Annotated in this window: 11 protein-coding genes; 4 read left to right on the top strand and 7 right to left on the bottom strand. The window is 65.1% G+C overall.

Translation table 11 applies throughout. The annotated features are described in order from the left end of the window. Positions 1-60 precede the first annotated feature (60 nt). From J2D77_RS01405 to J2D77_RS01395, 3 genes are all read right to left on the bottom strand, one after another. Complete coding sequence (locus J2D77_RS01405) at positions 61-1,476, bottom strand: cytochrome-c peroxidase (RefSeq protein ID WP_407927061.1); 1,416 nt, start codon at positions 1,474-1,476, stop codon at positions 61-63. A 147-nt stretch (positions 1,477-1,623) separates the two neighbouring features. Beyond that, positions 1,624-2,493, bottom strand: coding sequence for a DNA-methyltransferase (locus J2D77_RS01400; protein WP_207844365.1), 870 nt, complete (start codon positions 2,491-2,493; stop codon positions 1,624-1,626). Then, on the bottom strand, positions 2,490-3,182 hold the full coding sequence (locus J2D77_RS01395) for a Tim44/TimA family putative adaptor protein (protein ID WP_207844363.1): 693 nt from the start codon (positions 3,180-3,182) through the stop codon (positions 2,490-2,492). Before J2D77_RS01395 ends, J2D77_RS01400 begins: the two co-directional genes overlap by 4 nt. Before the next feature lie 192 nt (positions 3,183-3,374). Between J2D77_RS01395 and J2D77_RS01390 the strand changes: the two genes are divergently transcribed. Then, positions 3,375-3,893 (top strand): histidine phosphatase family protein, encoded by a 519-nt coding sequence (locus tag J2D77_RS01390; RefSeq protein WP_207844361.1) that lies wholly within the window; start codon positions 3,375-3,377, stop codon positions 3,891-3,893. 355 nt (positions 3,894-4,248) lie between these two features. Continuing rightward, positions 4,249-4,746, top strand: coding sequence for a protein-export chaperone SecB (gene secB, locus J2D77_RS01385; protein WP_207844359.1), 498 nt, complete (start codon positions 4,249-4,251; stop codon positions 4,744-4,746). Between the two features lie 319 nt (positions 4,747-5,065). Here the strand turns inward: secB and J2D77_RS01380 are convergent, their stop codons facing one another. Both J2D77_RS01380 and hemC read right to left on the bottom strand, forming a co-directional pair. Next, positions 5,066-5,950, bottom strand: coding sequence for a uroporphyrinogen-III synthase (locus J2D77_RS01380; protein WP_207844357.1), 885 nt, complete (start codon positions 5,948-5,950; stop codon positions 5,066-5,068). 3 nt (positions 5,951-5,953) lie between these two features. Further along, positions 5,954-7,036 (bottom strand): hydroxymethylbilane synthase, encoded by a 1,083-nt coding sequence (gene hemC / locus J2D77_RS01375; RefSeq protein WP_207844355.1) that lies wholly within the window; start codon positions 7,034-7,036, stop codon positions 5,954-5,956. 162 nt (positions 7,037-7,198) lie between these two features. On the opposite strand from hemC, the gene tsaD reads away from it, so the two are divergent. Further along, the gene (tsaD, locus tag J2D77_RS01370; protein ID WP_230975389.1) at positions 7,199-8,290 is read left to right on the top strand and encodes a tRNA (adenosine(37)-N6)-threonylcarbamoyltransferase complex transferase subunit TsaD; all 1,092 of its coding nucleotides are present in this window, start codon (positions 7,199-7,201) and stop codon (positions 8,288-8,290) included. Further along, positions 8,287-9,108: a 23S rRNA (adenine(2030)-N(6))-methyltransferase RlmJ gene (locus J2D77_RS01365; RefSeq protein ID WP_207844351.1), complete on the top strand. Its 822-nt coding sequence runs from the start codon at positions 8,287-8,289 to the stop codon at positions 9,106-9,108. The genes tsaD and J2D77_RS01365 overlap by 4 nt, the downstream gene beginning before the upstream one ends. 86 nt (positions 9,109-9,194) lie before the next feature. Here the strand turns inward: J2D77_RS01365 and J2D77_RS01360 are convergent, their stop codons facing one another. Beyond that, positions 9,195-9,935, bottom strand: coding sequence for a MarC family protein (locus J2D77_RS01360; RefSeq protein WP_207844349.1), 741 nt, complete (start codon positions 9,933-9,935; stop codon positions 9,195-9,197). Between the two features lie 54 nt (positions 9,936-9,989). Next, entirely contained in the window at positions 9,990-12,065 is a 2,076-nt protein-coding gene (locus J2D77_RS01355; RefSeq protein ID WP_207844347.1) for a lysylphosphatidylglycerol synthase domain-containing protein, read from the bottom strand. Positions 12,066-12,072: the final 7 nt, after the last annotated feature.

Raw genomic sequence — 12,072 nt, 5'->3', positions numbered from 1 at the left:
CCGCATTTCAAGGCCGAAAACGGGTCGGGGCATCAGCCCCTGGCTTTGTGACCCGCGATCTCAGTTCGCCGCATTCGTCAGGACATGCCCGTCATACGTGCCTGTCAGGGTTTTGAGGAAGGCGACAATATCCGCCACGTCCTGGTCAGAAGGTGTGCTGTCGGGCGTCTGGTAATGCGCCATCTTGCGCACGGCGTCTTCCAGCGTGGCGACACTGCCATCGTGGAAATAAGGGGCCGTCAGCGCGATGTTACGCAGGTTGGGCACGACAAAGCGATAACGGTCCTGATCCTGATGCGTGACCGTGTAGCGGCCTTCATCGGCGTCGGTCACAGGGCCGCCACGATCCTTGAAGTAGTCAGCCTCCAGCCCCATGGCTTCGTAGCCGCCGCCACCCAGGCCGATACCGCTATGGCAGCCGGAGCAGCCAATGGCCTTGAAGCGTTCATACCCCCGCTTGGCCTGGTCGCTGATCGCGTCGGTCTTGCCCTTGAGATACAGGTCGAACGCACTGTCTGGCGTGACCAGTGTCTTTTCGAACTCGGCAATGGCGGTCGTGATCGTCTGCTCGTCAGGCTTCGCATCCGGCCCGAAGGCGGTCTGGAACATCGGCCCGTAGTCAGGCCCCAGCTTGCTGGCAACAATCGTCCAGTCATGCGAACCCATTTCAAGCGGGTTCATGACCGGGCCCGCCGCCTGTGCGGCCAGGTCGGCCGCGCGACCGTTCCAGAACTGCGCGATCTTGAAATAGGCGTCATAGACCGTGGGCACGTTGATCGGGCCCTTCTGCCCGCTGATACCCGTGGCCGTTTTCAGGTGGTCGACACCGCCGCGTTCCAGGTCGTGGCAGCTTGCGCAGCTTACGGTACCATCGCCCGAAAGCGTCTTGTCGAAAAACAGCTTGCGACCCAGTTCGACCTTGGCGGCATCCACCGCGACGGCCGGCACCGTGCGCACGGGCTCACCCGCGAATTGTGCGGCGGCTGCCGTGTCGGGGTAATAGCGCAGCCGGGCGTCACGCACCCAGGCCAGCACGGCCTGGCGGTCGGCGTTGGACAGATGGGCGTGCCAGTGCAGCAACAGGTAAAGCGTTGGCGGCATACGGTTCTGGACAATGACCTCCTCGATCCGGGAAAGCTGTTCCTCGGACGGGGCCTTGCCTTCCTGCAAGGCGGCCAGAACGGGCTCGATGCGGAAATGGCGGCGGCCCTGCTCCAGGTCGCTGCTCATCAGCGTATGGGCGATGGGGAGGTTGAAATAAAATGGCAGTTCACGCCCCGTGGCATGGCAGTAGTCGCAGCGCGCCTCGCTCATGACATTGAAAGCCGCCAGGGCGACGGGGTCCTTGCGCGTGGGGGATGAGGCAGGCAGTGCGGGGGCCAAGCCATGGTCGAAATGCTGTAAAAAGGCGACCGTCCCGCCATAGGCCACAATACCTGCACCTATCAGGGCTGCTACGATGCGTTTCAAATCCAATTCTCCCTCAGCATTGCTTTATCGTCTATCTCATATTCTTTCTGGTCAGAGCTTGTGTTTGATACACATCAAAAAGTCAAAACGATTATTCTTGAAATAATTATGAATAAAATCGATCAAACTGTGCTCAAGGCCCCCCGGCACCGGCTAGGCGGCGGCCTCGTCCTCCTTCAGCCGGGCGCGGGCGACCGCCACATATTGCCCGTCAAGCTCGATCCCGACCCCCTTGCAGCCCATGCGCTGGGCCGCGAGCAATGTCGTGCCCGTTCCCATGAACGGGTCGAGCACATCCGCCCCCGCCTTACCATGCAGTAGAATACATCGTTCCGGCAACGCAACGGGAAAGGTGCCCGGATGGTCGAATTTTTCGGCCCTTCCCCGCACCGTCTCGTAGGGGATGAACCAGGTATCCCCCCGGCAGCGCCGGTCCTGGCTGTGGCCGCGCCGGGCGATGTTGGACTTGTCCTTGTAGGGCACGCCCGCGGCCAGACGGTCCAGCGCGACGGCACCGTCGAGCGTGAAATGAAAGACATGCTCATGCCCGCGGTGCAGGTAGCGCCGGCTGTTCATGGGCTTGAAATGGCCGAAGCTGTCTTCCCCCACCGAAATGGACTTCACCCAGGCAATATGGTTTTGCAGCACGAACAGCGCGCGCAGGCGCACCACCAGTTCGAACGGCAGCCAGGGCTGCGCCGACGAGCCTGAAATATTGAGAAAAAAAGAACCATCGGGGCGGAGCACGCGCCGCAACTGGGTTGCGACCTCCACCATCCAGTCCAGGTAATCGTCTTCCCCCCGGCGGTCGGGGTAGGACCGGTAGGACAGGCCGATATTATAGGGTGGCGAGGTTACGACGACATCGACCGAGCCTGCCGCCATGCGGCGCAGCACCCGCAGGCAATCCCCCTGCACGATCTGCTGGCCGCCAACCCGGTACCGTCTTGTCCGCGCGCCATGATGTGCGGAAACCGGCGCGTCAGACGCCGCGCCGCCGCCCTTCGCCTTGCCCGCACTCACGCACTGCGCGCCGCCGCAAGACGCCACCCGGTGCCGTTGACGCCCACCAGGCGTTCGAACGTCCACAGGTCGGAAAATTCCGTCACCGCATCGGTGCCGGTCACGGGCTGGCCCTGGGCATCCACCACCAGGCTGACCTGATCGGAGACAATGCGCACATCAATCGCCGCCATGCTGCCCACGCCCGCCGTGGCCAGGGGGGTCAGCCGCACATCCTCGATGCTGAGCGAACGCACGGCCTTGATTTCGGTGCGCTGTTTTTCGCCCGCCTGCTCACGCGCCGTCATGGCGGAATCGAACGAGGCGTAAACGGCAGGAATAAGATAGGTTTTCAGCGTATCGCGGTTGCCATCGGCATAGGCCTTGACCACCTGCGCAAAGACGGTCTGCACATTCATCAGGAACGGCTGGGCGGCAAAGGCCGGGTCGAACTGGCGGATTTCAACCAGCAACTGCCCCACCCGCGTGCCCGGGGCCGGAATATCGAAGGTGGTGGCGCTGGCTTCGGGCTGGGCGGTCATGCTTTCCACCGCGCGCACCGCCGCATCCGCGCGGGGGGGCACCGGCATGGGCTGGGGCTGCATGCCCACCCGCTTGCCCAGCACGCCGCGCAGGCGGAGCGCCAGGAACGCCGCCACCAGAGCCAGCAAAACCAGGTCGACCGGAAAATGGCCGAGAGAAAAATCCATCTGTCTTACGCCTACCCTATCTGCGCGCGGGCCGTTCTGGCCCACCCTGCGGGAAACCGCTTTCCCTTTTTGTGTCCTTACCACATAGTCATGCGGCAAACCCGATACAATGGTGCGCGTTCGCTGCGCACCAGAGGCAGAGTATCCGATCGTGTCACGATACGGTCATAATACCATGAACAGACTCTATCCATGATTATCCTGCGACATTGCGAAAGCGAATTCAACCGGCTCTACGATCTTCAAGGCCGCGACCCGGGTACGCCCGACCCCGCCCTTTCGCCCCAGGGGCAGGCCCACGCCACCCAGCTTGCCCGGCAGATGCACGGTCTGGGCATTACGCGCATCCTGGTTTCACCCTATACGCGCACGCTCCAGACGGCAGCCCCCATTGCGGCAACGCTGGGGATCACGCCCGAGATTACGCCCATCATCCGCGAACGCGGCATGTATTCATGCGACAAGGGCACGCCGGCATCGGTCCTTGCCCGAACCTGGCCGAAGCTGGATTTCAGCACCCTGAGCGAGGACTGGTGGTCCCCCCCGCCCGAGCCGGATCGTATCCTGCATGAGCGGGCCCAGACCTTCAACCAGCGCATGACCCGCGAACGCGAGCACGATCGGATTCTGGTGATCTCGCACTGGTGGTTCCTGCTCGCACTGAGCGGGCGCAGCATGGAAAATGGCGACTGGATGCACCACCGCCCGTGATCGCGCATCTGAACGCTCCGTGAACACGCTCTTGAACGCGCGCTCTCGCAGGGCATTCCGCATGTTCCAGCCCATCCTGGCCGCACCCTTGCATAAACCCGCTGTGCGCGTCGTGCTCTGCGGCCCGGCAGTACCACCCCGATTATGCGGCGCTGCCGGTCAAGCCACCAGCCCCGGCCGCACATGATACGCCTGCAGGCGGTCAGGGCATGCCAACAGGCTCTTCCACCGCCCCGCTGCGTGCCGCATTGTCCGCCCCAGACGCCCCTGCCGCGCGGATGGGTTATTGGCGAAGTTCCCCGGGCATGCTACCGCGAAAGGGTTATGAAAGCCGACAGCAGGAAAACCGTCATCCATGTCTGAAACTGCCCAGTCCACCCCGCCCGCGCTGCCCTTGACCATCAATCTGCAGTATACGCGCGATCTCTCCTTCGAGGTGCCCGGAGGCGCCGAGATTTTCGCCACGCTGCGCAGCCAGCCCCAGATCGGCGTGAATATCGATGTCCAGGCCAACCGCCTGCAGGACGACCAGATGATTTACGAGGTCATCCTGAGCATCAAGACCGAAGCGAAGGAAGCGCCGGAAAATGAAGATGGCCCGGCTGGCCGCACGGTGTTCATTGCCGAACTGGTCTATGCCGCAGTCGTCACGCTGACCAATCCGCCCCAGGAACTGGTCGAGCCGATCCTGCTGGTTGAAGTGCCCCGGCTTATTTTCCCCTATGCCCGCAACATTATCAGCGATGTCACGCGTGACGGCGGTTTCCCCCCCATCGTGCTGCAGCCGATCGATTTTGTGGCCCTGTGGCAGGCCCGCCGCGCCGACTTCCCGCAGGCTGCCGGCAACGCCTGACCCCAGGCTTTATCGCCTTAAAAAAAACCTCCGGCCATCGCGGTGCGGAGGTTTTTTTTATGCCCTGCGGCTTGTGGCCATTACGGTAGCCATCCCGCGGGCCAGGTTGCCACGGCGACTATCATTGGCACCCCACCATCCTTAGAGACTGTTTCAAAAGTCAGTCGGGTCGGTCTGAGCGGGTCTTTTCCGGCCTGAATGCGTTGGCTTCCTGCCCCGATGCCCCGCATCGTGGCTTCGAATTCGCCTTATTCAGGCCAAAAAATCCCTCGCCAGCCCTCAGCCGCCGACTTTCGAAACAACCTCTGACAGGCGCGGCCTATGCGCAGGGCGCCACCCGGCCCAGGGCCGCGATCATTGACGGGGCGTCGGGGTGGCTTGCCACCGCCACAGGCCCGGCCCAGCCCGCCGCGTGCAGGACCGTGGCAACATTGGCGGATATCACCACGGCCCGCGCCGCCAGGGCCGTGCTTCTGACCTGCCCGGGCGGCAGGGCGGCCAGCCAGCTTTTCGCGCTGAGTGCGGAAAAAAACAGCACAGCCGCAACGTCTGCCTGTTCCAGCGCCTGCTCGGCCTGCGGCCCAACGCTTTGCGCAGGCCGTGCCTCGTAAGCGATACGCCGCAGGACACGAAACCCCGCCTTGCGCAACTGGCTGGCAAGATCCTGCCCCTGCGCCGCCCCGCAGAGCAGCAGCAACGCGCCATCCGCCGGTGTTCGCTGGCGCATCACCAGCGTTGCCAGCGCCGTGGCGTCCCCATCGGCGCTATGGACCTGCGAAAAGCCAGCCTGCCTGGCGCGCGCGGCGGTCCTTGCCCCCACGGCAAAGAGCGGGGTTTCCAGTGGCAGGCAGGCAGCAGCACATGGCACGGCCTGCCCGCTTGTCAGCACCACGGCACAAGGCGGGCATGGCAAAGGCGGCAGCAGGCGAGGCCGCACGACCAGCGCGGGTGAGGCATAAGGCTGCCACCCCGCAGCGGCAACGGCGGCAATGGTTTCGCTCAACCCCGGCTCCGGCCGCGTGACAAGAACGCCCAGCACGGGGTTCTGAGCGGCCTGCCCCCCGTGCAAGACCGGGGTTCGATCGGGCGAAGGCGTGCGGGGGGAAGGAGCGTTCGGGCCGGGTTGGCGTGGGCGCGGTGAAGCCTGGGGCTGGCGGCCAGTTTGGCCACCCGAAGGGCGACCGGGCTTGGTTGGCCGGGGCATGCGTCAGGCTTGCCCGGAATCCTCGAAAATATCGGCCGGGCTGTCCTTGCGCAGGCTTTCACCCAGTGCACGCCCCAGCCGCTGCGCATCTTCCGGCGCGCCGCTGATGGTGCGCTTGAGCAGGAAAGACCCGTCCTCACGCGCGACAAGTCCTGTCAGGTGCAGTTCAGGCGCATCCCCCGCCACGACGGGAATAAGCTGCGCGTAACCGCCGATGGGCGTGCGGCAGGAGCCATCGAGTTCCGCCAGCAGGGCGCGCTCGGCCGTGGCCACGGCGCGGGCTTCGTAATCCTCGATGGCGGCCAGCAGTTCGCGCAGTTCGATATCGTCCTCACGCACCGTAACGCCGACAATACCCTGGCCTGCGGCGGGCACCATAAGGGTGGGGGCAAGCACCACGCTGGCCCGTTCGGCCATGCCCAGGCGCTTGAGCCCGGCCAGCGCCAGCAGGGTGGCATCACACTGGCGGGCCGCCAGCTTGTCGAGTCGCGTCTGCACGTTGCCGCGCAGAAGGCCGAATTGCAGGTCCGGGCGCACATGCAGCATCTGCGCCTGCCGCCGGACCGACGCACAGCCCACAAGCGCACCCTGCGGCAGGGCGGAATAGGGATCGTCCGGGTCGGTCGGGGTCAGGCCCGGGCCCAGGATCAACGCGTCACGCGCATCCTCGCGCTTGAGGGTGCAGGCCAGCACCAGGCCGGGCGGGAGCGTGGTTTCGAGATCCTTGAGGCTATGGACCGCGAAATCGATGCGGCCATCGGCCAGCGCTTCATGAATTTCCTTGGCGAACAGGCCCTTGCCGCCAATTTCCGCCAGACGGCGATTCTGCACCTGGTCGCCGGTGGTGTTGATCTGGTGTTCCTGGAACGCACCCATATCGCGCAGGACCGGGCAGAACCGGGTCAGCGTGGTCAGGAACGCGCGGGTCTGCACCAGTGCGAGGGGGGAACCGCGCGTGCCCACGCGTAACGGCAGGGAATGACGGCCGGAATGGCCCCCCGGCTTTTTCTGGCGGGTAAGGGCTTCGGCCGCGATTTCCTGCAAGGCGGAAGACACGGGCATGGCAGAGGGGTGGGCTTGCTCCATAAGATGTGTCTATTTACCGGCAAGCACGAAAGGACAAGACGCGATCATGCCCGGCTGGTCTGACAAACTTACACGACCGGAAAGACATTCCGACCTTCTCCCCCTGTTTTGCAGGCTTGACGATACAGGCTTTTGCCCGGTGCGTCCATGAGCCACTCGGACATGACTGTTGCACCACCCGGCCCTGTTCTGGCCATCGAATCCTCCTGCGACGAGACGGCCTGCGCCATTCTGGCCCCCGACGGCGCCTGCCTGGCCCAGCATGTGGTGTCCCAGGACGGGCATGCCCATTTTGGCGGCGTGGTGCCTGAAATCGCCGCGCGCGCGCATCTTGCCCTCCTGCCCGGCGTGGTGCGCGCGACGTTGGACGAGGCCGGGCTGCACCCCGCCGATATCGGCCTTGTCGCGGCCAGCACGGGCCCGGGGCTGATCGGCGGGCTGATCGTGGGCAGCGGCTTTGCCAAGGGGCTAGCACTGGCGCTGGACGTGCCCTTTGTCGCGGTCAACCATGTGGAGGCCCATGCCCTGACGGCCCGCCTGCCGGGCCTGGTGGAAGGCGGGGCTCCCTTTCCCTATCTGTTGCTGCTGGTTTCGGGCGGGCATTGCCAGTGCGTGGCGGTGGAAGGCGTGGGCCAGTACCGCAAGCTGGGCGGCACGATAGACGACGCGGCGGGGGAAGCCTTTGACAAGGTGGCCAAAATGCTCGGCCTGGGCTGGCCCGGCGGCCCCGCACTGGAAAAGCTGGCGCGCGAGGGCGACCCCACCGCCATTCCCCTGCCCCGCCCGCTGTGGCGCAGGCCGGGATGCGATTTCTCGTTCTCGGGGCTCAAGACCGCCATCGCCCAGAAACTGGCCCCCTACGGGCAGGACGCCCTTCCCCGCCGTTTTGCAGCCGACCTTGCGGCATCCTTCCAGCAGGCGGTGGCCGATGTGGTGGCGGACCGGATCGAACACGCGCTGGACATGATGCCCCAGGCCCGCCTGCTGGTCGCGGCCGGGGGGGTGGCCGCCAATACGGTGCTGCGCGCAAGGCTGGAAGACTGTGCCGCCCGCGCAGGCGTGCGTTTTGCAGCCCCACCCCTGCGCCTGTGCACGGACAACGCCGTCATGGTCGGCTGGGCCGCACTTGAAACCTGGCGGGAGGCCGCACGACGCCACCTGCCTGTGCCCGATGACCGCGCCATGCGCCCCCGCCCCCGCTGGCCGCTTGAAGACATGGCCACCCGATTTGAAACAGTAGCCCCCACCCCATGAATTACAGACATATCTACCACGCCGGGAATTTTGCCGACTGCATGAAGCATGCCCTGCTTGTCAGCCTGTTGCAGTCCTTCGGGCGCAAGCCCTCCCCCTTCATGGTGCTGGACACGCATGCGGGGATCGGCCGTTACGACCTTGACCGCGAGGAAGCCGAAAAAACGGGCGAATGGCACGATGGAATCGGCAGGCTGGGCGAAGAAGGGCCTTCCAGCCCGCTGGCCCCGTGGCTGGCGCTGGTGAAAAAGGCGGGCGGGCCACGTTTCTACCCGGGCTCGCCCCTTCTGGCGTCGTTCATGCTGCGCCCGCAGGACCAGTTGATCTGCTGCGAAAAACACCCCGAGGACAAACGCGCCCTGTACCGCCTGTTTGCCCAGACACCCAACGTGTCGGTGCATGAGCGCGACGCGTATGAGGCGCTACGCGCCCTGCTGCCCCCCAAGGTCGCCCGGCGCGGGCTGATCCTGCTGGACCCGCCCTTTGAGGAACCCGACGAATTCACCCGCCTTGCCCAGGGGCTACAGACCATTCAGGCCCGTTTTGCCAATGCGGTCGTGGCCATGTGGTACCCCATCAAGCACAGAACCCCCGTGCGCGCCTTTCATGCAGCCGTGGTGGGGACGGGGCAGCGCAATATTATCGTGGCCGAACTGCTCATGCGCCCCCCGCATGACCCGGACCGGCTGAATGGCGCGGGGCTGCTGGTCATCAACCCGCCTTTCGGTTTTGCCGAACAGGCCCGGGCCATACTGGCAAGGCTGCAAACCGTGCTGGGCGCGCAGGACTATCTGGTCGAGACCCTTGTGCCGGAATAGCGCGTATCCGGATTGTGCGGCGTACCTGCCTAACGCGGACGGCTGACATCGGGGCGAATAAAACCGCGCGCCCGGGCCGGGCTGTTCTAGCTCCGCGCCGTCCCCGCCTTGGACAAATGCAACCAGATATCGGTCACGAAGCCCTGCACGCCGCCGGCCATGATCTGCACGCCGATGCACAGCAGCACCAGTGCCGCCAGCCGGCTGACAATGCGTGTGCCGGTGATCCCCAGCATGGACACCAGTTTTTCGGAACTGGAATAGGCAGCCCAGACAATCAGCACCACGGCAATGGCAGCAAGGCTTACCCCCAGGCCGTATGCGAGGAACGGGTCTTCCGCCGGGCAGCCCGACCCCAGGGCAATGGCCACGGCTATGGTGCCCGGCCCCACGGTAAACGGCATGGCCAATGGAAAGAACGCCGAATCCGCCCAGTTGGGTGCCATGACCGTGCGCCCCCCTTGCAGGGCCTGTTTTTCCTTCTGCGCCTCCACACTTTCGGGGCTGTGCAGCAGGGCCCAGGCCCGCACCGCCACGACCAGCCCGCCCGCCACGCGCAGCGCGTTGACCGTAATGCCGAAAAACGCAAGCACGATGCTGCCCAGCCAGACCGAGGCCATGACCAGCACGAAGGAATAGAACGACACCAGCCGTGCCAGCGCCAAAATTTCACGCGGGGATCGGCCGGCCGTGGCCTGGGCGAAGATCAGCGATGCGCCAAGCGGATTGACGATGGAAAACAGGGCGGGAAAGGCAAGCAGGAAAGACGATGCCGCCGAGCGGAACGCAAGGCCGTTCAGGGAAAAATCGAGAAAATGCATCGTCATGGACCTGCCACGAACCCTATTCCTGAAAGCGGGCCTTACCCGACCGCCGCCTGATTACAGGTGGGCGGGTGGCACGCCTGCCGGCCCCGGCCGCTGCTCATAAAGTTTCGCCAGGCGCGATGCCAGCGCAATATCGCTTGAGGGATAGCAGAAATTCTGCCCGCTTCCATCCTCCAGCGGCCATACACTCAACCCAATGTCATCGTAAATGCGCAAAAATGTCTCGCCCACGCGCCAGAAGCCGATCTTCAGCCCCTCCTGCAAGGCCAGATCGCGCAGGCGCCAGATGGCGGAGATGCTGTCATCTTCCCCCCCCGCGGGGTCGCCCAGCCCGATCAGAAAGCCGTCGCGCACGAAAAAGGGGATCATCGCCTCCCCCGCCTCGCCCATGACAAACCCTTCGGGTTGCAGGGCCAGCACATCCGGCATGGCATGGGCCAGCGCACGGTACTGTTCATATGCTTCATCGGTCCAGAGGCGGACCGCGATCCTGCCCGGCCACATCAGCCGCACCACCACCACCAGCGCCAGCAGCACCGACAGGGCCACCGTCCAGCGCGCCGCCCCGTGCTGCTGCGCGGCCAGCACCAGTTGCCACCAGCTTCCCCCCACGCCGTTGCGCGTGGCCAGCGTGACGACACAGCCGAACAGCAGCAGCAGGCTGAGCAATGTGGATGCCGCCAGAGGTTCGCTCAGCAATCGCGCATGGCGATAGTAGCTGGTGCGATAGGGCGCGATGAACAGGGTGGAAAGCCCGAGCATGATCGGCACGAACACCGTATTGCCGCGCAGGAAGGTCAGCACCGTTGCCACCAGCAGCAGCACCAGGGCTCCGCGCCATGCCAATGTCACCCGCTGCGACAGGCCGATCGCCATGCCGATCAGCGCCACCCCCATGAGAGAGAGCAGGTAGTTGCCGCTGACCTGGGCGAACCAGGCCAGGCTGTCGGGCAGGATGGCGAATTTGGGCACCGGGTCCATGAGCACGAGGCAGACCAGCAGCAAGCCGCACAGCGAGACCGTGCCCGTGGCCACGGCGACCGAAAACGCCGCTTCGCTTTCGCGCACGACCTGGCTGGGCCTGCGCTGGACCGTGGAAGCGGGGCCGGACAGGCCAGCCGCCTTCTTTTTCGCCAGCGCTGCATCGCCACGCAGGAACAGTTCGTGCCCCGCGAACATCAGCCCCGCCAGGAACAGCGGAATAATGTAGTAAAGCAGGCGGAAGGTCAGCACCATGCCCAGGATGGCCGGCGCCTTCATGTAAGGGGCCAGGGCCAGCAGCATGGCGCCATCGAACACGCCCAGCCCGCCGGGCACGCTGGCCACCAGCCCCGCCGTGTAGGACGCGATATAGATGGCTAGGAACGACCCGAAATCCACGCCCGAATTTTCAGGCAGCAGCACGAAGGCGATGCTGGCGGTGGCCGCGACCTCCGCCGTGGCCACGACCGTCTGCATGACCGCCATGGCGGGGGATGGCAGCGCCACCACCCATGTACGCCAGCGCACTTCCCGCACCCTGAACGCAACCCCGATATAGGCGGCCACCGCCAGCCACAGCAGCGCGCCGATCACCGCCAGCACGGCTGCGGGCACATGCGCACCCACCCCAGGCAGCACCGCAGGTTCCCAGATCAGCACGCCGCCGATCAGCACGGCCGCACCCAGCAGGTAGGTGGCCGAACAAAAGGCGATGATCTGGGTTATGGCAAAGGAATCCACCCCCCAGTTCCGGTAGAGCCGATACCGCACAGCGGCCCCCGAAATGGCCGAAAACCCCAGATTATGGGACAGGACATAGGAACAGAACGCCGCAAATGCCGCCCGGCGGAACGGCACGTTGCGATAGCCGACCTGGATGACGGCCAGCCGGTCGTAAAAGGACAGCACGAAATAGGACAGCAGCGTGCAGCCCACCGCCAGCATGATGCGCGGTGCGGGTATGGCCGCCGTGGCCTGGCGGATATCGGACAGGCGCAGGTGCCGCACCTCGTGCTGCACCACGCCGATCGCCGCCACCATCAGCACCAGCCCCAGCACATGCGGCAGGTGCTTGCGCCATTTTTTCCACCCGGTTTCCCCGCCATGCAGATCGGGTGTGGGGTCCGACGGCGTTTGGGGCTGGGCCATGGTGGCG

The sequence above is a fragment of the Acetobacter garciniae genome, assembly GCF_017377735.1.
GTDB classification, from domain to species: Bacteria; Pseudomonadota; Alphaproteobacteria; order Acetobacterales; family Acetobacteraceae; genus Acetobacter; species Acetobacter garciniae.
Note: the sequence above shows the minus strand (reverse complement) of the source record. Positions and strands in the feature narration are given on the sequence as shown.